This window comes from Thalassospira alkalitolerans (assembly GCF_002115745.1).
GTDB classification, from domain to species: Bacteria; Pseudomonadota; Alphaproteobacteria; order Rhodospirillales; family Thalassospiraceae; genus Thalassospira; species Thalassospira alkalitolerans.
This window is the reverse complement of sequence record NZ_JFKB01000001.1, coordinates 503,047-526,891: the sequence shown is the minus strand read 5'-3', so window position 1 is coordinate 526,891 and position 23,845 is coordinate 503,047. Positions and strand designations below refer to the sequence as shown.

General features: G+C 53.2%; 20 protein-coding genes. 10 read left to right on the top strand and 10 right to left on the bottom strand.

The genetic code is table 11. The features are described 5' to 3' along the window. Positions 1-17: 17 nt before the first annotated feature. Positions 18-812 (bottom strand): ABC transporter permease, encoded by a 795-nt coding sequence (locus tag TALK_RS02420; protein ID WP_169714916.1) that lies wholly within the window; start codon positions 810-812, stop codon positions 18-20. 94 nt (positions 813-906) lie between these two features. On the opposite strand from TALK_RS02420, the gene TALK_RS02415 reads away from it, so the two are divergent. From TALK_RS02415 to TALK_RS02400, 4 genes are all read left to right on the top strand, one after another. Further along, positions 907-1,617 (top strand): regulatory protein RecX, encoded by a 711-nt coding sequence (locus tag TALK_RS02415; RefSeq protein WP_085615744.1) that lies wholly within the window; start codon positions 907-909, stop codon positions 1,615-1,617. A gap of 60 nt (positions 1,618-1,677) precedes the next feature. After that, positions 1,678-2,013, top strand: coding sequence for an arsenate reductase (glutaredoxin) (arsC, locus tag TALK_RS02410; protein ID WP_085615437.1), 336 nt, complete (start codon positions 1,678-1,680; stop codon positions 2,011-2,013). Between the two features lie 170 nt (positions 2,014-2,183). After that, positions 2,184-2,561 (top strand): CidA/LrgA family protein, encoded by a 378-nt coding sequence (locus TALK_RS02405; protein ID WP_085615436.1) that lies wholly within the window; start codon positions 2,184-2,186, stop codon positions 2,559-2,561. Further along, a complete protein-coding gene (locus TALK_RS02400; RefSeq protein ID WP_085615434.1) occupies positions 2,561-3,286 on the top strand; it encodes an LrgB family protein in 726 nt (241 codons plus the stop codon). The genes TALK_RS02405 and TALK_RS02400 overlap by 1 nt, the downstream gene beginning before the upstream one ends. 26 nt (positions 3,287-3,312) lie before the next feature. Here the strand turns inward: TALK_RS02400 and TALK_RS02395 are convergent, their stop codons facing one another. From TALK_RS02395 to TALK_RS02385, 3 genes are all read right to left on the bottom strand, one after another. Further along, positions 3,313-5,016, bottom strand: coding sequence for a methyl-accepting chemotaxis protein (locus tag TALK_RS02395; protein ID WP_085615432.1), 1,704 nt, complete (start codon positions 5,014-5,016; stop codon positions 3,313-3,315). Positions 5,017-5,320: 304 nt separating this feature from the next. Continuing rightward, positions 5,321-6,067, bottom strand: a complete 747-nt coding sequence (gene truA / locus TALK_RS02390; RefSeq protein ID WP_085615430.1) for a tRNA pseudouridine(38-40) synthase TruA — start codon at positions 6,065-6,067, stop codon at positions 5,321-5,323. Between the two features lie 82 nt (positions 6,068-6,149). After that, positions 6,150-7,370, bottom strand: a complete 1,221-nt coding sequence (locus TALK_RS02385; RefSeq protein ID WP_085615428.1) for an argininosuccinate synthase — start codon at positions 7,368-7,370, stop codon at positions 6,150-6,152. 233 nt (positions 7,371-7,603) lie between these two features. Between TALK_RS02385 and TALK_RS02380 the strand changes: the two genes are divergently transcribed. After that, positions 7,604-8,320 carry a M48 family metallopeptidase gene (locus TALK_RS02380; RefSeq protein ID WP_085615426.1) on the top strand — a complete coding sequence of 239 codons (717 nt, stop codon included), beginning with the start codon at positions 7,604-7,606 and terminating at the stop codon, positions 8,318-8,320. 38 nt (positions 8,321-8,358) lie between these two features. Continuing rightward, positions 8,359-8,991, top strand: coding sequence for a LysE family translocator (locus TALK_RS02375; protein ID WP_085615424.1), 633 nt, complete (start codon positions 8,359-8,361; stop codon positions 8,989-8,991). Positions 8,992-9,003: 12 nt separating this feature from the next. On the opposite strand, the gene TALK_RS02370 is transcribed toward TALK_RS02375, so the two are convergent. Continuing rightward, positions 9,004-9,909, bottom strand: a complete 906-nt coding sequence (locus TALK_RS02370) for a LysR family transcriptional regulator (RefSeq protein WP_085615423.1) — start codon at positions 9,907-9,909, stop codon at positions 9,004-9,006. A gap of 151 nt (positions 9,910-10,060) precedes the next feature. On the opposite strand from TALK_RS02370, the gene TALK_RS02365 reads away from it, so the two are divergent. The 4 genes from TALK_RS02365 to argE are packed head-to-tail and all read left to right on the top strand — an operon-like array spanning position 10,061 to position 14,343. Then, the gene (locus TALK_RS02365) at positions 10,061-11,050 is read left to right on the top strand and encodes a Bug family tripartite tricarboxylate transporter substrate binding protein (RefSeq protein WP_085615421.1); all 990 of its coding nucleotides are present in this window, start codon (positions 10,061-10,063) and stop codon (positions 11,048-11,050) included. A 37-nt stretch (positions 11,051-11,087) separates the two neighbouring features. Beyond that, a complete protein-coding gene (locus TALK_RS02360; protein WP_085615419.1) occupies positions 11,088-11,618 on the top strand; it encodes a tripartite tricarboxylate transporter TctB family protein in 531 nt (176 codons plus the stop codon). Positions 11,619-11,635: 17 nt separating this feature from the next. Further along, positions 11,636-13,135 carry a tripartite tricarboxylate transporter permease gene (locus TALK_RS02355; RefSeq protein WP_085615417.1) on the top strand — a complete coding sequence of 500 codons (1,500 nt, stop codon included), beginning with the start codon at positions 11,636-11,638 and terminating at the stop codon, positions 13,133-13,135. A 29-nt stretch (positions 13,136-13,164) separates the two neighbouring features. Then, entirely contained in the window at positions 13,165-14,343 is a 1,179-nt protein-coding gene (argE, locus tag TALK_RS02350; protein ID WP_085615415.1) for an acetylornithine deacetylase, read from the top strand. Positions 14,344-14,620: 277 nt separating this feature from the next. On the opposite strand, the gene TALK_RS02345 is transcribed toward argE, so the two are convergent. The 5 genes from TALK_RS02345 to dnaN form a co-directional block, all read right to left on the bottom strand. Further along, positions 14,621-16,642 (bottom strand): transglycosylase domain-containing protein, encoded by a 2,022-nt coding sequence (locus TALK_RS02345; protein WP_085615742.1) that lies wholly within the window; start codon positions 16,640-16,642, stop codon positions 14,621-14,623. A 180-nt stretch (positions 16,643-16,822) separates the two neighbouring features. After that, the gene (locus tag TALK_RS02340) at positions 16,823-18,742 is read right to left on the bottom strand and encodes a transglycosylase domain-containing protein (protein WP_085615413.1); all 1,920 of its coding nucleotides are present in this window, start codon (positions 18,740-18,742) and stop codon (positions 16,823-16,825) included. Positions 18,743-18,883: 141 nt separating this feature from the next. Continuing rightward, complete coding sequence (gene gyrB / locus TALK_RS02335; RefSeq protein ID WP_085615411.1) at positions 18,884-21,343, bottom strand: DNA topoisomerase (ATP-hydrolyzing) subunit B; 2,460 nt, start codon at positions 21,341-21,343, stop codon at positions 18,884-18,886. A 19-nt stretch (positions 21,344-21,362) separates the two neighbouring features. Next, a complete protein-coding gene (gene recF / locus TALK_RS02330; protein WP_085615409.1) occupies positions 21,363-22,523 on the bottom strand; it encodes a DNA replication/repair protein RecF in 1,161 nt (386 codons plus the stop codon). A gap of 65 nt (positions 22,524-22,588) precedes the next feature. Continuing rightward, positions 22,589-23,707, bottom strand: a complete 1,119-nt coding sequence (dnaN, locus tag TALK_RS02325) for a DNA polymerase III subunit beta (protein WP_085615408.1) — start codon at positions 23,705-23,707, stop codon at positions 22,589-22,591. Positions 23,708-23,845 lie beyond the last annotated feature (138 nt).

Sequence of the window (23,845 nt, the reverse complement as noted above, 5' to 3'; positions counted from 1 at the left end):
ACCGTGTTTTGCAGCGATCAGGCCTTTAGCTTGTAGCCGCTTTTGATCATGCGATAGCACAACATCCAAAGCACAAGATTGACCACCGCCAGAACCACAACACCGGTCATGACCGTGCCATCGGAAACACCGGTAAAGCCATAGCGGAACCCGTCAATCATGTAGAAGAACGGATTATAGTGCACCAAAATCTGGCCGACTTCGGGCAGGTTTTTTGCACTATAGAAAGTGCCTGACAAGAACGACAACGGTGTGATGATAAAGTTGGTCACCACCGCAATATGGTCGAATTTCTCGGACCAGACGCCACCGGCAATCCCAAGCAGCGCCAGCATCAGCGATGCCGAAATGCCGAAATACAGGATCGCCCAGATATTATGGATGCTGACGTCGACAAAAAACGCCATGACGACTGTCGTCGCAAAACCAACCATCACACCACGGGTTACCGCACCCAAGGCAAAACCGGCAACCATTTCACCGGCCGACAGCGGCGGCATCAGAACATCGACAATGTTGCCCTGTACCTTCGAAATAAGGATCGAACTCGACGTATTGGCAAAGGCGTTTTGGGCCATGGTCATCATGACCAGACCAGGGGCCAGGAAAGTGGCGAAAGGCACGCCATTGACCGTCTCGACCGTGCGCCCAAGTGCCAAAAGAAAGACCGCCATGAACAGCAAACTGGTGACCACCGGCGCACCGATGGTTTGCAGATGCACGTTCAGAAACCGACGAACTTCCTTGGCATAAAGCGTCCACAGACCGAGCCAGTTGATCGCGCCCATTTGACGCGGTGCAAGCTCTTTCATAAATTACCCTTCGGAAAAATGCAGACAATTGCGCGTAAAATAGGGAGAGTTAGGCATCAAGTGCAAGGGTGCGTATCGATTGGCCGCAAATGACATGAAAGAATCACACAGAAAAGACAGTGATTTGGCCGCAGACAGCGCGTCGGAAAAATTTGGCGGCAACGCCCGTTTTACCGAAAAAGCAAAGGGCCGCGCGAAAGATCGCGACCCGCGCGAGCCGCAAAAGCCGCGCCGGGTGACACGCGACTATCTGATGAATTATGCCACTTGGTATCTGGAACGCTTTGCGGCTTCACGGGCCCGGCTTGAAAAACTGATCCACGGAAAAATCCGGCTTTCAGTCGCGGAATACGGCACCGACCCGCAAGAAGCCGAAGAATGGATGAAAAACGTTCTATCGGTTTGCGAGAATGCCGGTTTCATCGATGACACCGCCTATGCCAAGGGCCGCGCCAGATCGCTTTTACGCAAGGGCAAGGCAATACGTGTGATTGCGGCGGATCTGAACGCACGTGGCATCGCATCGGATTTGATTGATGATACGATTACCGATCTTAAACACGAAGCCAATCAGGCGGCCTATGAAGAAGTACGCGGCACGGATCCCAATATCGCGGCGGCGGCGGCCTATGCCCGGCGACGGCGATTGGGCCCGTTTCGCAGACCCGATCAGCGCGATGAAAAACGCGACAAGGATCTGGCCGCCCTTGCCCGCCAAGGGTTTGGCTATGATACCGCCACGCGGATCATCAACGGCGAGATTGATGACCTCAACGATCTGCTATCGATGATTGACGGCATTTGATTGCAACCGCAAAGGCGGCTATCACATTGCACATTGTTCTTTTGATACGGAGACCCCGACATGATGGTCCGCATCTATCACAATCCACGCTGTTCGAAATCACGTCAGACCCTTGCCCTGATCGAGGAAAAGGGCATTACGCCTGATGTGATCCACTATCTGGATACCCCACCCACGCCACAGGAATTAAAAGAAATCCTTGGCATGCTGGGCATGGCCCCCGAAGATATCCTGCGCAAAAAAGAAGCCCGCGAAGAAGGCATTGCCGATCTTCGTGGCGATGATCTGATCGAGGCACTTTGTGCCCATCCGCGCGCCATTGAACGCCCGATCGTCATCAATGGCAAAAAGGCCGCGCTCGGCCGACCACCCGAAAGCGTTCTGGAAATCCTTTAGAACCATCTGAAAGACCAAAGAACTTCAAACGCCTGTGCCAATATCGCACGGGCGTTTTTCGTTATTAATAAAAGTCGATTACCCTCAAAGGCATTATGTCAGGGAAATAGAAACATAACCGGATGGTCCAACCACAAGGTCAGGATCAAACCCCCATCGGGAGGTCGCCTATGATTGCCGCCTTTGCGCTTATCCTCGTCTGCCAGCTTCTTGGCGAAGTCATGTCGGAATTATTCGATCTGCCCGTACCCGGCCCGGTTATCGGCCTGGGGTTGATGTTTGTTGGCCTGATCATCAAACGCCGCCCGCCAAAAGTTTTGACCGATGCAGCAGATAACCTTCTGATCCATTTTTCGCTTTTGTTCGTGCCCGCCGGGGTCGGTGTTGTCACCCAGTTGGATCGTTTGCGCGGTGATTGGTTGCCGATTACAGCGGCCCTGATCGTATCAACCCTGCTTGCCATTGTTTCAACGGCATTTTTAATGTCGAAACTGCTGCCAAAGCCAAAATCCAGTGATGAAACCATACCAAAAGCGGAGGCAAACTGATGGGTGAGACCGATATCACACAGCTTTGGGTTTACCTTTCAACCAAACCGCTGACCGGACTTACAATCACGCTTGTCGCCTATTCCATTGGCTTCTGGCTGTATCAAAAAACCGACCGCAATCCGGTTTGCAATCCGGTGGTGATCGCAATTGCCCTGATCGCAATGTTGCTTAAAATCACCGGCACCCCCTATGCGACCTATTTCGAAGGTGCCCAGTTTGTTCACTTCCTGCTGGGTCCGGCAACGGTTGCGCTTGCCGTTCCACTATTTCGTCAGTTGGAAACCCTCAAACGTGCTCTGCCGATTATTATTTTCGGGGTTTTGTTTGGTTCACTAGTCGCAAGTGCCAGCACTGTTGCCCTTGCCTGGTTGCTTGGCGCCAGCCCGGAAACCTTGGCATCCCTCGCGCCGAAATCGGTGACCACACCGGTCGCAATGGGGATCGCCGAAGAAATCGGTGGGGTTCCGGCCTTAACAGCGGTTTGCGTGATTGCCACCGGCATTGTCGGAGCAACGCTTGGCCCGATGGTGATGAATTTGGCCGGGTTAAAAGACTGGCGCGCACGTGGTTTTGCCATGGGCGTCGCGGCGCATGGCATCGGCACAGCACGAGCGTTTCAGGTCAATGAAACCGCCGGTGCCTTTTCCGGCTTGGCGATGGGCCTTAACACCATTGCCACCGCGCTGACCATTCCGTTCCTGTGGCATTGGTTTTTCGGGTGAGCACAAACCCACCCGAAAGACTGACCCTAGTTCTGACGCAACTGCTTAAGGAAGCTGGAAACCGTTGTTTGCAGGGTTTCAATCTGTCCTGACAGGGCCCCGACATTTGCATCAAGTTCGCTAGCCGCAGCACCACTGCTGCTGGCTGCGTGATGGATATCCTCGATATTATTAACCACCTCGGTTGATCCGCCCGAGGCGGTCGAGGCACTGTTGGCAATCTCGCTAACGGCGGTATTCTGTTCGGAAACCGATGCCGAAATGCCGTTGGTGATATCGTTGATGGTCGCAATCGTGTGTGTCACCTTTTCAATCGCTTCGACCGTCAGTTTGGTTTCACTTTGAATGGCCCCAATCTGCTGGGCGATTTCATCGGTGGCCTTGGCTGTTTGATTAGCCAGGTTTTTAACTTCCTGGGCCACAACGGCAAAGCCTTTGCCCGCTTCACCGGCACGGGCGGCTTCAATCGTCGCATTTAGTGCCAGCAAATTGGTTTGTGCCGCAATATCGTTAATCAGGCTGACGACCTCGCCAATCCGTTCGGCGGCATCGGCAAGACCGCTAACCATTTCATTGGCACGCGACGCTTCGCCCACTGCCGTATCGGCAATTGATGTCGATTCGTCGACCTGGCTTCCGATGACGCTGATCGATGCCGAAAGTTCCTCGGTTGCAGCGGCAACAGTCTGAACACTGCGGGCCGACTCGTTGGCCGCTTCGCTGACATGGCTGCTTTGGCGAATCGAATTATCCGCCGATTCACGCATTTGTTTGGTCGAACGCATCATGCCTTCGGTCGATTGCCGTACCGATGCAACAATCTGGCCGATGCTTTCTTCAAGCTCGGTCGCAAGACGATTGCGCTGTTGCATGCTTTCCTGCTTGCCGCGTTCTTCGGCGGAAATACGGGCTTCTTCGGCCTCTTTGATCTTGCTTGCGGTATCTTTCCAACGGACAAGTCCATCGGCAATTACACCAATTTCATCTGCCCGCGTGGTATAGGCAACCTCGCCTGAAAAATCACGATCCACGAAACGGGCAATCGTATTACCCAAAACGTGTAGCGGCCCCAATTGCCACCGCAGCAGCAAAACAAGCAAGATCGCGGCAACCACTGCAACGATAATACCGGAAATCAGAATGCGCAGCTCGATGGCCGTTGCCACTTCGGCGACTTCAACCTTTTTGATCCCGACATAAAGAATACCGATTGTTTCACCGGCGGGATTAAAGATTGGCGTGTATTGGGTGACGTATTCAGTGCCAAGGATAAGCGCCTCGCCGCGGAAAGTTTTGCCCGAGGTGGTCGGCCCATAGGCCGCACTGCCATTGCCCAGCATTGTCCCAACGGCACGTTTACCGTCCGGTTTGATAATATTGGTTGAAACGCGGATAAAATCTTTTTCGCCGGGCACCCAGGAAAAGACCGTCGCTGTCTGTCCGGTTGCTGTTCCAATGCGGTCAATCAGGATATGCGATGACAAATCCGGTATTTCAGGAATGGTCAAATTCGTCGTTTCACCATCGTCGTCGATGGTCACCTTCATATCCGGATAGGCATCCTGAAGCAAAAGTGCCGCAACACGCAGGTTAAGTTTTTGCGATTGAAGACTGGAGTCACTGACCTGTTGATCAACACGCTGCATGATGACAGCCCCCAGCAGCAAAATGCCACCGATCAGAATAATCACAGCGGCCAAAGCAACTTTTAAAACAATACTTTTGGACATGGCGTTTTGTCCCCAACCCCATCGTCGGCACCATATGGCGCACAAGCAAACGAACGCCCTTTGATCTGCCCGCAATCACCTGATTGGCAATAGCGTGTCCGCAAATCAGAACGAACAAAACTGGCAGTTAAATGCCTGCCTATATGTTGTTGGAGCCTTGGCCTATTTGGCCGCAATATCAAGAATTAATGATTGATATTGCATCGCAATATATTCAACCAATAGAAAAATTATTACAGAATCCTTGTATCTTACGACTTTTCTAATGTAATTTTTTATTCAGTGGACCCCGGGGGAAATCGCCCTAATAGTCGACTTTTACGAAATAAAGCCCATCGGCCGGTGACGTTGGTCCCCCGGCTTTGCGATCACATGCATCAAGCGCCTTTTTGACATCAATGGGTTTCCAGCTTCCCTTGCCGACCAGAACAAGTGTCCCGACCATATTGCGAACCTGATGATGCAGAAAGGACCGACTTTCGGTGAAAATACGGATTTCAAGCGGGTCATGATCACACCGCTTGACCATCAGCTTTTCCAACGTCTTGATCGGGCTGTTGGCTTGACATTCACTGGCACGGAAAGTCGTAAAATCAAAAGTGCCGATCAAGTGCTGTGCGGCTTCATTCATCGCATCAATATCAAGTGGCTTATAAATGCCCCATGCCAGCCCGGACTCGAACGTCAGTGGTGCCCGGCGATTGATGATGCGATACATGTAATAGCGTTTTTTCGATGAAAAACGCGCATGGAAATCTTCGTCAACTTCACGGCAATCCATCACCGCAACCGGATCGGGTTTCAGGTGATGATTGATCGCATTCATCACCGCTTCGGCCGGATAATAACGCGGTAGATCGAAATGCACGACCTGCCCCATGGCATGAACCCCGGCATCGGTGCGACCCGAAACATAAACGCGCACAAATTCACCGATGAACTTTTCCAGTGCGGTTTCAAAAACCTTCTGTACCGAGATCACCTCGTCCTGATACTGCCAACCGTGATACGGGCGGCCATCATATTCGACTGTGCATTTATAGCGTTGCATCGCGCATTTATATCCGGGCTTCCAAAAGAAAACGAGGGGCGAAATTCACCCCTCGTTCCATATATCGTCGCAAAGGCGAAGCTTACTTAACGCTGTCGCGATCAAAACCAAGGCGCAGGCGAAGGGCATTCAATTTGATGAAACCTTCGGCGTCACGCTGGTTGTAAACAGTGTCGGCTTCAAACGTCACATGTTCTTCGGAATAGATCGAATTTGGCGATTTACGACCGGTAACCGTGACATTCCCTTTGTAAAGGTCAAGGCGAACCACACCGTTGACCGTGCGCTGGGTATCATCGATCAAACGCTGAAGCGCCTGACGTTCCGGTGACCACCAGTAACCGTTATAGATCATCTCGGCGTAGCGCGGCATCAGCTCGTCTTTAAGATGACCGGCGTTACGGTCAAGAGTGATGCTTTCCATCGCACGATGCGCAACCGACAGAATGGTTCCGCCCGGGGTTTCGTAAACACCGCGCGATTTCATGCCGACATAACGGTTTTCGACCAGATCAAGACGACCGATACCGTTTTTACCGGCAACATCGTTTAGTTTGGCCAAAAGGGTTGCCGGGCTCAGACGTTCGCCGTTAACCGCAACCGGATTGCCCTGTTCGAATTCGACTTCAATCGTGGTGATTGCATCGGGTGCATTCTGCGGGGACACAGTCCGTTCGAACATTTTTTCGTCCGGTTTGGCCCACGGATCTTCCAGTGCCTTGCCTTCATAGGAAATATGCAGAAGGTTGGCATCGGTTGAATAGGGGGGCTCATCGCCGCCGAGCTTGTCGGCCGAAATCGGAATCTGGTGTTCGCGGGCAAAATTCAAAAGTGCTGTCCGCGAATTCAGCTTCCATTCACGCCAGGGCGCAATAACCTTTACATTCGGCTTCAGGCCGTAATAGCCGAGCTCGAAACGAACCTGATCATTGCCTTTGCCGGTCGCGCCATGCGAAACGGCATCGGCGCCGACTTCTTCGGCAATTTCGATCTGGCGTTTGGCAATAAGCGGACGCGCGATCGAAGTCCCGAGCAGATAGACGCCTTCATAAAGCGCGTTCGCACGGAACATCGGAAAGACATAGTCGCGAACGAATTCTTCGCGCAAATCCTCGATGAAGATCTGTTTGACGCCAAACATCTCGGCTTTTTTGCGGGCAGGTTCAAGTTCCTCGCCTTGGCCGAGGTCGGCGGTGAAAGTCACGACTTCGCAATTATATTCTTCGCGCAGCCATTTCAGGATGATGGAGGTATCAAGCCCGCCCGAATAGGCAAGCACCACCTTTTTGACCTGATCGCTCATTGGAGTGACGCCTTTCTTCTTCCGATGTAAACCGGGGCGCGGCACATTCAGGCCAACGTCCCTTATGGGGGGCGCAACAAATGCATTGCAAAAGTCCCCTAGACCTTGAGCGCGGAGTATAGGAAAACACTAGTGCCGGGCAAGGGCCAAGATGACCTTCTGGTGAAAAAGGCGCAAAAAGTGCAAAAATTCCACCCTGCTTTTGGAAAAATCCGCCCAAAGAGCGACCATTGATGCTGCGAGATATCGAAGAAACCGAAATCGACCTGCCGCAAATTGGCCCCCTGCCAGTCCGGTTACGGCCAAGTGCGCGTGCGACGCGGCTCAAATTGCGGATCGATCCGGCATTTGACGGGGTCGAAATTGTCGTTCCGAACGGTGTTTCGCGCAAAACAGCAATTTCGATGCTGCATCAGCACAGCGACTGGGTCACCGCCCATATGCGCCGCCTGCCGGAACGGGTGAAATTCGTTCCCGGCGCCTGGGTGCCATTCATGGGCAACGAACACGCCATCCGAACCGTCCCCGATGCCAAGCGCGGCGTCTGGGCCGAAGCCGGGGTCATTTGGGTATCGGGCCTTGCCGAACACACCAACCGCCGCGTTTCCGACTGGCTTAAAAAACAGGCCAAGCTTGAAATCGCCCCGCGCGCCCACGCCTATGCCGAACAGATCGGCAAAAAGGTCAACCGCATTTCGTTAAAAGATACCCGCACGCGATGGGGCAGTTGTTCATCAAGCGGCAATCTGTCCTTTAGCTGGCGACTCGTGCTTGCCCCCGAAGATGTGCTGGATTATGTCGTCGCCCACGAGGTCGCCCATTTGCAAGAATTAAACCATAGTGCGCGTTTCTGGGACGTGGTCGAAGACCTTTATGGTCCATCGAAAAAACAACAACACTGGTTAAAGAAAAACGGCTCGGCCCTGCATCGCTATGGCGCAGGAACCTAGGAAAACACAGCGACCACCGCACCATCTGGAGCCCCGATATGCTGATCCCTGCTGAAACCCTGCTGATTTTCATTCCAACCGCGCTGGCGCTTAACATGACGCCGGGCAATGACATGCTATTTTGTCTGGGACAGGGGATAAAGTCCGGCCCACGTGCCGGATTGGCAGCAAGTTTTGGCATTGCCACAGGGGCGATGATCCATACACTTTTAGCAGGGCTTGGCCTTGCCGCACTGGTTTCCACCCATCCGGTCGCGCTGGAAGTTCTGCGCTGGGCCGGGATTGCCTATCTGGTGTGGCTGGCGTTCCAGTCATTCCGGGATCGCAGCGGCGTTTTAAAACCAACCAAAACCGCACCGGCCAGTGCAATGAAAGCATGGCAGGATGGGATCATCGTCAATCTTTTGAACCCGAAAATCATCGTTTTCGTGCTGGCTTTCATCCCGCAATTTGTTGATCCGGCGCGCGGATCGGTTTTGGCGCAATTCCTGATCCTTGGTGCTCTTCTAAATATTGGCGGCACAATCATAAATTGTCTGGTCGGCGGATTTGCCGGAAAACTTGGTCAATTTCTATCGCGATCAGCCCGTCTGGCACGTGCCTTTCAGGTTTTTACCGGCTGTGTGTTTCTGGCACTTGCCGCCCGGCTGGCGTTCGACAAACGCGCCTGAACACCACCAAGGTCAAAGAACACACCCCGCCTTGCGCAAATCAGGCAATTCCGCACGCAGAAAGCTTAGAAAACTGCGTTCAACCGCGCTGAGTTCCCCTGATGCCCGAAAAAGCGCAATATCCCATTCGATTGCCGGGGTCAGGGGACGAGCAACAACCTTTTCTTCCTCTACGAACAAAGTTGCAAAGGGGTCAATCACGGCAATGCCGACATTACGTTCAACAAGGCGCGAAATGGTGCGGATGGTTCGCGCCTCGACCGCGATTTTACGCGGCCAGCCCGCGATCTGGAAAATATAATCAATCTTGGTCCGCAACGGCGACCCGATAGATAGTTCGACAAAACTTTCACCGCGCAAAAGATCAATATCAATGGTCTCAAACCCGGCCAGCCGATGATCACGCGGCATCAGGCAAACGGCCCGGCATTGCGCAAGCGGCATGACTTCCATATTCGGATCCTGAAGATCAAGAGTGATACCAATCCCCAAATCGCATTGCCGGGTTGTCACCAGATCAAGCATCCCTTCAAGGCCGGTATCGGTAATGCTGACCGCGACATTGGGATGGGCGCGTTTGAATTTTGCCACCACATCCAGAAGATAAGTGTCCACATAGATCGGCTGAGCCGCAATGCGGATGCTGCCAAGCTGATCGTTGGCAATCGCACGGGCCTGGGTTTCAATCTCGCGGAAGGCATTCAGGGATCGCAGGACGGTGGTGTGAAACTGCAAGGCCTCGGTCGTTGGCAACACCTGATTTCGTTTGCGGATGAACAATGCAAAGCCAACGGATTTTTCAAAGCTGTTTAACAACCGGCTGACCATCGGCTGGCTGATATTCATTGCCAATGCTGCCTTGGTCACCGATCCATAGGTCATAAACGCATTGAAACTTTCAAGTTCACGTAGCCGCATCAGCCTATCCTCTCAAAATATCTCAGCATGCAAATCAGTTATACTGAAATTAATTTTTTGCGTAACGAGTTATAGTTTGCGATGGAATGTATACAAAATAAAAACCGTGAGCTTGGGCAATCCTGCCACCACTATCCAGGGAGACATAAAAATGTTTCGACAGCTCAAAAAGGCCGCGACTTTTGCGGCTGCAGTTCTTGCAACCACGACGCTTGTTTCAGCCGCACAGGCCGCTGATTATCCTGAAAAAGCCATCACCCTTGTCGTACCTTATGGCGCAGGTGGCGCCTCGGATCTGGCTGGTCGTGCATTGGCCGAAACCGCGCGTCACTACACCGATGACCAGCCAGTCGTCGTTGTAAACAAGACCGGCAATGGCGGCATGAACGGTGCACGTTATGTCACCGAACAAAAGCCCGATGGTTACACCCTGCTGCTGTCGCGCGTTGGCATGGCTCTTTATCCGGCCGTTTATACCGATAGCCCGGTTGGCTGGGATGATTACACCTTCCTCGGCATTCTCGAATCGACTCCGATGATCCTTGCGGTTAACGCAGAATCAGACATCCAGACCATTGACGATCTGATCGCCAAGATCAAATCAAGCAATGGCGCGACCACCTATGCCGCATCCGGTCCTACTGCGATTGATGGCTTTACGGTTCAGGCCCTTCTGGCCGACACCGATATGGATCCGCTGTCTGCTTCTACCCTCGTGCCATACAAAGGCGGCAGCGCGCTTGCCGCAGCTCTTCTGGGTGGTCATGTCGACTTCCTCGCCATTTCTGCTGGCTCCCTGATGCCCCACATCGAAGCCGGTAAAATGCGTGCATTGATGATCTATGCCCCGAAACGCATGGATGCCCTTCCGAATGTCCCGACCGCCAAAGAACTTGGCTATAAACTGGCCGGTCAGGTCGGCGGATGGAGCGGTCTTTACGCACCAAAAGGTCTTCCGGAAGACGTTGTTGCCAAATGGACCGAAATCCTTGGCAAAGTTGCCACGGACGCAACCTGGCTTGACCTTGCCAAAAAGCGCGGCTCGGTATCGGTCATCGGTGACGAAGAACCAAGCGCCTACGTCAAAAGCCAGTTCGAGCTTTATAACGGCATGGCCAAAAAGTTCGGTTACATTCAGTAAACCGCACCCCATAAACATCTGAATGTGAGACGGAACCATGACGCCAAATCGCGATTTTTATACCGGACTGATCGCAACGGCACTCTTCGCCCTTGTCCTGTTCGTACTGATCCCGATCTATGTGAAGGTTCCGTCTTTCATTCCCGGATTTGCCCCGCCACCCAATATGTGGCCACGTGTAGTAACCTGTGTCGGGCTGGTCATGGGCATTCTTGCCATTATTTTTGCCATCCCAAAAATGCGCGAAGCCCGCGGTGAACCCGTCACCACCTTTGGTCAGACGCTTTACCGCAATCGCAAATTGATCGTGCGTTTTGGCGCGGTTCTGATTGGTTTTGCCGTTTTCACCTATGCCATACCGGCGATCGGATTTGTCGCCGCAACCATTTTACTTTTGGCCTATTTGTTCCTGATGTCGGGCGATTATAGCCGCAAAACCTGGATGATCGGACTGACCATCGTGTTTCCGATCCTGCTGTATCTTCTTTTCACCAATATCACCCACACGCCTTTCCCCGAAGGCCATCTGTTTTCGGCCCTTTCCGCCGATTTCATGACCCTGATCTGATTTGAAAGCGCCCCTTCATGTGGAATGAACTGCTTTACGCCTTTGAAGCCGTCGCAACGCTGCCCAATTTCATCGCCATGGCGGCCGGGATCTGGGGTGGTGTGATTATCGGTGCAATTCCAGGCATGACCGGCACCATGGCCGTGACCCTTGCCTTGCCCTTTACCTTCTATCTGCCGCCGGTTACCAGCATTCTGTTGCTGGTCGCCCTTTACAAGGGATCGACCTATGGCGGTTCGATTTCAGCGATCCTGATCAAGACACCGGGCACCGCATCGGCCGCCTGTACTGTTTTGGATGGTTATCCGCTGGCACAGCAGGGCAAAGGCGGCAAGGCGCTTAACATGGCGCTGGTTTCAAGCTGCATCGGCGATTTCATATCAAATATTTCGCTGTTTTTCCTGGCGATGCCGCTGGCGATGTTTGCGCTTCGGGTTGGGCCGCCGGAATATTTCATGCTGATGGCGTTTTCGCTCACCATCGTCGCCAGTATTTCGGGCCGATCACTTGTACTCGGTATCATTTCGGCCTGTGTCGGTTTGCTTTTGGCAACTGTCGGCGAAGATATGTATGGATCGTTCCGCTTTGCCGTGACCGAAGACATGAAATCCGGCCTTGGTGTTGTTCCGGTTCTGATCGGTTTATTTGCCTTGCCTGAACTGATCAAAATGATCGTGTTCCGCCCCGAAGACAACAATCCGGCCATGAAGCTTGGCGATAACCGCCTGACCATGGCCGAATTCCGTGGCAGCCTGAAATCGATCCTGCGCGGTTCTGTGATCGGTGTGATTCTGGGTGCCATTCCGGGTATCGGCCCATCAACGGCGGCGTTCTTTTCCTATAGCGAGGCGCGTCGCACATCGAAAAACGGTGATAAATTCGGCGAGGGCGAACTCGAAGGCATCGCCGCATCAGAATCGGCCAATAACGGATGTTGTGGCGCGACCATGATCCCGCTTTTGGCCCTTGGTGTTCCGGGTGATGTGATTACCGGTGTGATGTTAGGCGCGTTCATGATCCACGGCCTGACGCCGGGTCCGCTTCTGTTCCAGAACAACATCGGCGAGGTTTATTCCCTGTTTATCGGCATCCTGTTCAGTTCGGTCTTCCTGTTTATTGCTGGCAAACTGACCGCAGGTGCCTTTGCCAAGATATCGCGCATTCCCCAGACACTGCTTTTGCCCTGCATTCTGATCCTGTGCGTCTTTGGCATCTATTCAATTGGTGCAAGCCCGTTTGACGTGACCGTTCTTTTGGTCATGGGGGTTGTCGGGTTCATCATGATGATCCTGAACATCCCGGCGGCACCGTTCCTGATTGCCTTCATTCTGGGCCCGATGTTCGAAGACAATATGCGCCGGTCGATGGCAATTTCACGCGGCGATCTGAGCGTCTTTTTCCAGTCCTGGATTTCATGGGGGTTCTTTGCCCTGACCATTTTGTTCATCGCGCTGACCATCCGCCGCGAATGGCAGAAATGGCGTGAAAAATCCCGTGATGCGGCACCTTCAGCCTGATAATTCGAGAAACGAGAAGCGACAGTAAAATGAGCAAACCCAACATGTCTCGCCTGCATAATGCCATTGATTTGCTTGGTAAACTTGTAGCGTTCGACACCACCAGCAAGAACTCGAATCTCGGTCTGATCCATTTTGTCCGCGACTATCTGGCGCAATATGGAGTCGATTGCACGCTTTTCCACGATGAAACCGGCGAAAAAGCCAACCTTTTGGCCACCATTGGCCCTAAGGATGTATCGGGCATTGCGCTTTCCGGTCATACCGATGTTGTTCCGGCCCTTGAAAAAAGCTGGATCAGCCCGGCGTTTGAACTGACCGAACGCGACGGCAAACTGTTTGGCCGGGGATCGGCCGACATGAAAGCTTTTGCAGCCTGTGCACTGGCGATGGTGCCCGAATTGGTGAAACACGATCTCGCGATCCCGTTCCATCTGTGCCTGTCCTATGACGAAGAAGTCGGCTGCCTTGGCGTCGGCTCGATGGTCGATCATCTGGCCGCGCTTAAAACGCCGCCGCGCCTTGCCGTCATTGGCGAACCGACGGATATGAAGGTCATCAATGGTCAAAAGGGCAAGTTTTCGATGCGGGTTTCCGTGACCGGCACAGCAGGGCATTCATCCTTTGCCCCGCGTCACGTTAATGCCATCGAATATGCCGCACGTGCGATTGCAATGATTTCAGACCTGGCCCGTGAATTTGAAGAAACCGGTCCGTTTGACCCTGATTTCACGGTCCCGCACAGCACCATGCTCACGACCACAATCGGTGGCGGAACCGCCACCAATGTCACGCCGGATTTCTGTGAATTTACGTTCGAAATCCGCCACCTGCCAGATCACGATGCCGGTTCCGTGCTTGCCGGGATCAAAGACAAAATCCTTAAAACCCTTGATGCTGAAATGAAGGCCAAAGAGGCCGAAACCGGTTTTGAATGGGAAGAAATCTTTTCCTATCCGGGGATGGGTGATTGCACCGATGCCGAGGCATTCGAACTTGTACGCAATGTCATCCCCGAAGTTTCAGGCAAGGTTTCCTATGGCTCTGAAGGCGGGATTTTCGAAAAACAGGGCAATATCCCGTCCATCATTTGCGGCCCCGGCAGCATCAAACAGGCCCATAAAGCCAATGAATTTATTGAAATTTCGCAGATCGAGGAATGTCTTGGATTCCTTGAGAAGCTCAGCAATCAGGCTGTAGCGGCCTGATAACCTCGCCGATGCGCAGCCCCTGAAGCTGCGCATGCGGATGTCTTTCGATGCAAGGGACAGATTGCACCCAGTCCCTTGATTCCATCGCGATATTCGACAGGTGAGAACTCCCTCGGCTTTGTCGGTCTCCCCCGACGAAGCCATGCAAACTGCGAACTTGATGGCCGGTAATTCCCATGTGGATGCCGGCCATTTTTTTGGCCATCACACATCAGGGACCAGTGCATTTGCACCGGCCCCCAATGGTATTGCAAACGATAAAACCAGTCTGCTGTTACTTTTTGTTGCCCGTCGTAAAGCCAGATGTGAAATCACGCCAACTGCCGTCTTCACCAGCTTTTTTCGACCGCGCCAGTGCCGCCTTACCCAAAGACCGCACCGGCAGGTTCTGATGGGCATGCAACATGAAGTCATGCCAAAGCTTGGCGGGCAAATCGCCCCCTGTTACCTCATCCATCGGACTGCCATCATCATTGCCCATCCAGACACCCGCGACCAGTTCCGCGGTATACCCGATAAACCAGGCATCGCGGGAATCAGATGTCGTTCCGGTTTTTCCGGCCGCCGGCCGATCAATAATCGCATTTCGACCGGTTCCCTTGGCAATCACGGCTGCTAACATATTGTTCATTTCGCCGGCATGCAGCGGGTTCATAAGACGCCCTGGAAACTCTTCGCTGCGTTCATAAATGACTTCACCACCGCGACCGGTAATCTTGCGGATCGCATGGGGGAACACCGAAAACCCGCCATTGGCAACGATGGCATAGGCCCCCGTCATATCAAGCATCGAAACCTCGCTTGTGCCAAGTGCCAGACTGGGCTCCCGACCAAGCGGGCTTGAAACACCCATATCATGGGCTTTTTTAATCACAGCATCCAACCCGACTTCCATTGCGACCTGAACCGCAATTGAATTGTTCGACGTCGCCACCGCATCGCGGATCGACAAGGTTCCATGATGTTTACGATCAAAGTTACGCGGTTCCCAGCCATTCACCGAAATCGCAATATCGCGCATCCAGTCATTTGACCCAATGCCTTTGTCCAAGGCAGCAAGATACACAAACAACTTAAAGACCGAACCCGGTTGACGACGGGCCTGGGTCACGCGGTTATACTGACTTTCAAAATAGTTCCGGCCCCCGACCATGGCGCGTACGGCCCCATCGGGTGTCATGGCAAGCAATGCGGCCTGACCGACATGTTTTTCCCGCGCGCGCGGGCTTTCAAGCGCACGTTCAAGGTTAAATTCGGCCATTTCCTGAAGACGGGAATCAAGTGTTGTTTGAATCAACAGATCTTCATCGACATATCCAACATAGTCACGCACCCGATCAAGAATCCAATCGGTGAAATACCGAACACCGGGGCCGCTTTTAACCTGGCGGGCGGTTCTTACCGTTGGTTGTTTTGCCCGTTCGGCGCGTGCAGATGAAATAACGCCATTAGACGCCATTGCTTCAAGAACAACATTCGCACGCTTTGCCGAATCACGGGGATCGACCAAGGGATTATAGCGGCTTGGTGCCTTGGGAAGCCCGGCAAGAACCGCGGCCTCATACAGGTTCAGACGCCGGGGATCGGTATCGAAATAATGTCGTGATGCCGCATCAATGCCATACATCCCCGCCCCGAAATAGATACGGTTTAGATAAAGCGAAAGGATTTGCTGCTTGTTGAATTTGAATTCCAACCAGATTGCCAAAAGAACTTCTTCGATCTTGCGACCAAAACTGCGTTCGGGTGACAGAAACAAGTTCTTGGCCAATTGTTGGGTGATTGTGCTGCCGCCTTCGGCAATGCCCCCCGACCTCAGATTGACCCAGGTTGCCCGCAATATGCCCAATACATCGATGCCGAAATGGTCATAAAACCGGCGATCTTCAATCGACACAAAAGCCTGACCGACATAATCGGGCAGATCGCCAACTTCAACCGGATTGCCATATCGATCACCATAAGCCGCCAGTACAGCGCCATCGACGCTGATCACCCGAATGGATGGTTTGCGTTCACTGGCAACTTCAAAATTGATTTTGCCGGGCAATCCATAGCCGTAATAAGCAACAATACCGCCACCGATCACAAGACCCCAGATACCAAGAATAACGGCAAATCGTATAATCGCCTCGGGCCCGGGGATCATCACGCCAAGCTTGGCGAAAATGCCCGATCCACCGTTACCGTTACCGTTACCGCCACCATTACCGGTATTAACGCGTTTCTTTCGTTTGCGGGGCGCGGTGTTGCCTTTGCGAACGGCTTGCTGTCTTTTGAATGGTCTTTGGGCCACGAATGTACCTTTGATCGAATTTTGCCGCCGATTTGGGCCCATGAATGATTACCTGTCAATACAACCGCCTGACAGGCAAAAAATGGCTTCAAATCTGCACAGCTCAGCCTTTGCGACTGAAATTTATATGATTAAGCCCCAACCGTTACAGGAGACCCCATCCCCTGATGACAAGACGGTTTACTGCTCTTCCTTCAACAAGTCATGCTTCCACATATCGGTCACACCATCATTTTCGCGACGGCGTTGCGACGAGGCACGAATCATTGAACGGATCGGCAATCCGTCATGTGCGTCCAGCATAAATAACCGCCAAAGAGACGCAAGTTCTACATCCCCTCGCACCAGTGGAATTCGACGATTATCATCATTTCCGGCCCAAACGACCGTAATCAGGTCAGATGAGAACCCCGTAAACCAGGCATCCGATGCACCGGTTGACTGAGTCCCGTATCCAGCAAACGGCCGATCAAGGCGAAGTTGCGGATCCGTCACACTGGAAAACAGGGTATAGGCCCCCTGAATTGCTTCATCGGTAAGACGTTTTTCCACCTGCTGTTGGACGCGCTGATAGACCGGAATTCCGGTTCCGACAAAGGAAACACGGTTCACAAGGCTCCGTTGAACCGGTTTCCCGGAATTTTGCGGAATTGCGTGAATCGACGCAATATCGGCCAAAGTCACCGGATCAAGCCCGACAACGGTCCGAATATCGTTTGAAAGCGGACTTTGAATGCCAATCGCCTTGGCGTAATCCTTGACCTTCAACAATCCAAACTGATCGGCCAGATTGACCGGAACAGTATTAACGTCTCGAACAAAGGCTTCGCGCAAGGAAATCTGCCCGTGATATTCGTGATCCGGGTTTACCGGACGCCACCCCGCTACAGCCATGCGATTATCACGAACCCATTGTGCCGGGTCGCTGTTTTCATTCATCGCATAATAATAGGTGATCATCTTGATCATTCGACCGGGATAGTGACGCACATCCCACGCACGATTTGGCTGGAACGGAGTATAATCGGCACCGCCAACAAGGGCGCGAATTCGGCCATCCGGACTCATGGAAAGCAAGGCAACCTGTTCGGCACCTTTGGGTTTGAGCCGAAGATTGGCAACCTCGCGCACGACATCCTGTGCCAGACGCTGGATCGTCAGATCAATACTGGTGGTCACCTCGATATCGCGGCTGGTATAGCCGACCCGTTCGGCGACTTCGTCCATCACCATATCGATCACGTAATTTGAAATTACGCCTTCTTTGTATTGAACATTCAACTTGGGCTCGACCAATGTCAGGGCCGAAACACGATCCAATTCGATGAACTTATACCGCCCCAAATTCAAAAGGATTTCATTTGCCGCATTAGCCGCTTCACGCGGATGAAGCAGGGGATCGTATTTCTTTGGATCCCCCATAGCCGCGGCAAGAACGGCGGCCTGATGCAGGGTAATTCGTTCCGCGGGACTGCCATACCAAATGCGTGACGCCGCCATGATCCCGAAAATACCGCGCCCGACATAGCTACGCTCCAGATAGCTGCGCAAAATGGTTTTCTTGGTGAATTTAAATTCAAGCCAAAGAGCAACCAGCAATTCCTGGAAACGGCGCCCGGCACCAAATTTGGGGGTTTTGAAAAAGCTGCGCGCCACCTTCATGGTGATGGTCGAACCGGGACGTTCATCCCCAGCAAAAATGCGGAAAAAATCGCTGCTCGAGACACCAAGGTGATCATAGAAATCGGGATCAGCGGCAACGACAAAAACGTTCTGAATGCGTTCCGGAAGCGTGGTCAGGGATACATCCTGACTGTAACGTCCCTGAACGATTTCAAGCGTTGCCCCGTCAAAACCCATAATCCGGACTTCCGGGCTTCGGATCATATTGCGGCTGAAGTCAAGATTGGTCTGAACTGAAAGCGCAATCGCCAACAACGCCGATAGGGCAACCACCGCGGAAAACATAATAAGAAACAAACGTCGGCGACGGCGACGGCGCATAATAATGCGCAGTTCACGTTCCGCAATTTCCTGCATTGCTGCCTGGGCTGCGTTCTTACCACCAGCCTCGGTATCTTCTAGTTCTTCGTCTGCCACACCCGGATCCGTTTTTTGCCCGCAGGTTTCCTATGCCAGCGTACAGTAAACCCCCAGCTATTAAGAAAACACTTCATCCAAAGCAAACGGGGCAGCCCAAAGAACTGCCCCGCCCGAAATCACAAAATCCACCGTCGCCGATCAAACGTCCAGATTGGCAACCTTAAGTGCATTGGTCTGAATAAAGTCGCGGCGCGGCTCAACGACATCGCCCATCAGGGTTGAAAAGACCTCTTCGGCCTCATCAACGTGATTAACACGCACCTGCAAAAGCGAACGGACATTCGGGTCCAATGTGGTTTCCCAAAGCTGATCCGGGTTCATTTCGCCCAGGCCTTTGTAACGCTGGAACGAAATACCACGACGGCCATATTCCATCACCGCATTGACCAGATCAACAGGACCACTGATTTTCCAGGTTTTGTCCTTGGCACCGAACTCTGCACTGTTTTCAAACAAATCGCGCAGTTCCGTCAGCAAACCAGCCATCGCACGGGTTTCCGCCGACCGCAGGATATTGCCATCGATCACGTAACGTTCTTCGACCCCACGCAGCATACGCCACATGACGATCTCGTCCATTGTGGCTTCGCCTTTCCAGCCGCGATCAAAATCTTCGGCCAGGGCATCAAGACGTTTGGCAAGGATATCAGCCGCATCTTGACGCTTTTGGTCATCGTCAAGCAATGCCGGGTTCAAGGCACCGGCCAAGACAGCCTGTTCAAGGATCGAAATCGGCAGTTTCACCGACAATGGTTCCAAAAGACCCTTTGCCTTACGCGCCAGTTCGACGACACGAACCAAATCAGGACCCGCAACCTGAACACCGCCACTTAGCGTCAAGAGCGCATCTTCCGTGCCCTGTGCCGTCAGATACTGTTCCATTTCGCGGTCGTCTTTAAGATATTGGACAGAATTACCGCGTTTCGCACGATAAAGCGGTGGTTGGGCAATATAAAGATATCCACGGTCCACCAGTTCCGGCATCTGGCGATAGAAGAACGTCAGAAGCAAGGTCCGAATATGGGCACCATCGACGTCCGCATCGGTCATGATGATGACTTTGTGATAGCGGGCTTTTTCAATGTTAAAATCATCCCGCCCGATACCGGTCCCAAGTGCAGTAATCAGGGTACCGATTTCCTGACTTGAAAGCATCTTGTCAAAGCGTGCGCGTTCAACGTTAAGGATTTTACCACGCAACGGCAAGATCGCCTGGAATCCACGTTCACGGCCCTGTTTGGCCGAACCACCGGCGGAATCACCTTCCACGATGAACAATTCGGCTTTGGACGCATCGCGTTCCTGACAATCGGCCAGTTTGCCCGGCAAGGACGAAATATCCAGCGCACCTTTGCGTCGCGTCAATTCGCGTGCCCTGCGCGCAGCTTCGCGGGCTGATGCCGCTTCGACGACCTTCGTCACGACCTTGCGCGCATCCTGCGGATGTTCTTCCAACCACTGAGCCAGACGGTCATTGACGATGTTTTCAACAACCGGGCGCACTTCGGACGATACAAGCTTGTCTTTCGTCTGGGACGAGAATTTCGGATCCGGCACCTTGACCGAAATCACACAGGTCAGGCCTTCGCGTGCATCATCGCCCGACAGGTTGACCTTTTCCTTCTTAACAATCCCGGTTGCCTGCGCATAGGAATTGATCTGACGGGTCAATGCCGCCCGGAAACCAGCCATATGCGCCCCACCATCCCGCTGGGGGATATTGTTGGTAAAGCACAGTGTGGTTTCGTGATAGCTGTCATTCCACTGCAATGCGACTTCGACGGTGATACCGTCTTTTTCACCCACGATGGAAACCGGCTCTTCGATCTGACGAACCTTGTTGCGATCAAGATATTCAACAAAGGCACGGATACCACCGTCATAATGCAGCTGGCTTTCAACGGGTTCCCCGCCGCGTTCATCACGCAGTGTCAGGATAACCCCCGAATTCAGGAAGGCCAGTTCGCGCAGACGATGTTCCAGCGTCGGCAGGTCGAATACGGTCTGGGTAAAGATCTCGGTATCAGGATAGAAAGTAACTTCGGTCCCGGTCAGCGGTTTGCCTTCCGCTGTGATCGGGGCATCACCGACAATTTCCAACGGCTTGATCGCATCGCCGCCGGAAAATTCCATATAATGTTCCTTGCCGTTGCGCCAAACGCGCAGCTTCAGCAAGGTCGACAGGGCGTTCACCACCGAAACACCCACGCCGTGAAGACCACCGGAAACCTTATAGGAATTCTGGTCGAACTTACCGCCAGCATGAAGCTGGGTCATGATGACCTCGGCAGCGGAAACGCCTTCTTCCTTGTGCATATCGGTTGGAATGCCACGGCCGTTATCACGGATCGTCGCCGACCCGTCACCGTTAAGCTGTACCCAAACCGTATCACAATGACCTGCCAATGCTTCATCGATGGCGTTATCGACGACTTCATAGATCATGTGGTGCAAACCACTGCCATCATCGGTATCGCCGATGTACATGCCCGGGCGTTTGCGTACCGCCTCAAGGCCTTTCAGGACCTTGATCGATTCTGCACCGTAATCCTGCGCTTCTTGTTCGTCAGTTTTCGGAGCTTCTGTTTCGTTGGTCATAGCGTCACAACCTCGGCATTCACGGAGTGGTTTCAGCGGTCAGTGCGGCATCTTCCACGCGGAAGAATTGCGCACGTCCGTCCAAACCTTCAAACAGCGCCCGGTCCGTACCTGTCATCCAGGCTTGGACGCCAAGCGCCACGATTTCATCAAACAAGTAGCCGCGGCGTTCTGCATCCAGATGCGCCACGACTTCGTCAAGCAACAGCAACGGGCCAGCCCCGCGCGCTTTGCTTTGCAGGCGGGTATTGGCCATAATCATCGACAGCAACAGCGCCTTTTGCTCGCCGGTCGAGCATTGGTCCGCCGACTGGTTTTTGGCATCGTGCCATACCAGAAGGTCACTGCGCTGTGGGCCGACCGCTGCCCCGCCATAGGTCGCATCACGCGCACGTCCATCGCGCAATGCCGCCCGCATTCTGTCTTCAACCTCGATGGCCGGAAGTTGTTCCAGCCAATTCTCAAGATCACCAGCCAAAGCAAGCCTTGCCACCGGGAACGGACCAACGGCCATGGTGCCGGCCCGGCCCAGCTTTGCCAGCAATTCTGCCCGGGCAACCGCAACGGCAATTCCATGACGAACCATCGAATCCTCGATCGAGGCCAGCCATTTGTCGTCGCCCTTGCCTTCTTTCAAAAGCTTTGCCCGGCTTCGCAAACTATGTTCATAGGCGGCAACGCGGCTGCTGTGTTCCGGATCAAGGCCATAAACCAACCGATCCAAAAAGCGCCGACGCGCCGACGGACCATCCAGAAACAGACGATCCATTTGAGGTGTCAACCAGACTGCGGCACAAACCCGGCCAAGGGATGCCTGCCCGCGCTGATTTTCACCATCGATCCGCACCGCGCGTCTTTCACGTCCCTGCGCAAGAGCCGTCGGATCAAGCCCCGATCCAACCTGATAGTCCCCATCGGGGGTGGTTAACTGTGCCGATACCGCCCAGGCACGCGGCGCACCATCATCGGACACCGGAACATTGCGCGCCATCTCGCCCAATTTGGCCCGACGAAGCCCGCCCCCCGGCGACAAAAGCGACACCGCTTCCAAAAGGTTGGTCTTTCCGGCCCCGTTTGGCCCGGTCAAAACAACCGGCGCCGTATCAAGCGACAGACACAAGCTTTCATAACAGCGAAAGTCGCTAAGCTGGATGCGGGATACGGCAAGACGGTTCGTCATGGACGCACCGTCTTGTGGTGAAAAGTTTTGGGCAATGGCGGCCACAGCAAAAGTGCGCTTAACCGTCAGACGCGCATCGGCATCAGGACATACAATGCCGACAGGTCATCAGTATCGCGCAAGATGGTCGGCGACGATCCGTCCGACATCAAAAGGTTCACGGTATCGCCCTTTACCTGTTTGGCAATGTCGAGCAAATAACGCGAGTTAAAGCCGATTTCGATATCATCGGCATCATAATTGATTTCAAGTTCCTCGGTCGCAGTACCATGTTCCGGGCTTGAAGCCGACAGTGTCAGGGTATTGCCCGACATAACGACTTTGACGGCACGGGATTTTTCAATCGAAATCGCCGAAACGCGATCAACCGCATTCGCAAAGGCTTTGCAGTCGATATCAAGCGTCTTGTCATTGCCAGACGGAATAACGCGCTCGTAATCCGGGAAGGTGCCATCAATCAATTTCGAGGTCAGAACCGCTTTGCCAAAACCAAAACGGATTTTGGTATCAGACAATGCAATATCGACAGCTTCGCCGGTTTCTTCGATCAGTTTACGCAATTCACCAACGGTTTTACGCGGAACGATCACACCTGGCATATTTTCCGCCCCCTCGGGCAGCGGTGCTTCAACGCGGGCCAGACGGTGACCATCGGTCGCGACAGCGCGCAGGATTTTGGTGCCCTCGGCGTCGGTCGCATGGAAATAGATCCCGTTAAGGTAATACCGGGTTTCTTCAGTCGAAATCGCAAATTCCGCACGATCAATCAACCCGCGAAGCTCGGCAGCGGCCAAACTAAAGCTGACCGGAAGATCGCCACCCGACATAACCGGAAAATCATCAACCGGCAGAACGGCAAGATTGAACTTCGAACGCCCTGCTGACAGGGTCAAGCGCCCGGCACCGGGTTCAAGCGCGATCTGCACCTGAGAGCCCTCAGGCAACTTGCGAACAATTTCATAAAGAGTATGTGCAGGCGTGGTGGTTGCACCGGCTTCACTGACTTCCGCAGTGGTGGTTTCAATCACCTCAAGATCCATATCCGTGGCGGTCAGAGAAAGCTGATCTTTCTCGGCCCGCAGCAAAATATTGGACAGAATCGGAATGGTATTGCGTCGTTCGACCACACTTTGAACATGGGTCAAAGATTTCAACAGAACCGCGCGTTCGATGGTCAGCTTCATGCCCGTCCTATCCGTCTGTCAGTATTGGTTTAACAAATTGATTTATAATCGGTTTTTTCACTTTTGCCTCACCCTTTCGGGTGAAGTCGGCGCATTATAACATGCATGCCGTGAAATCGAAGGATTTTTACAGCATAA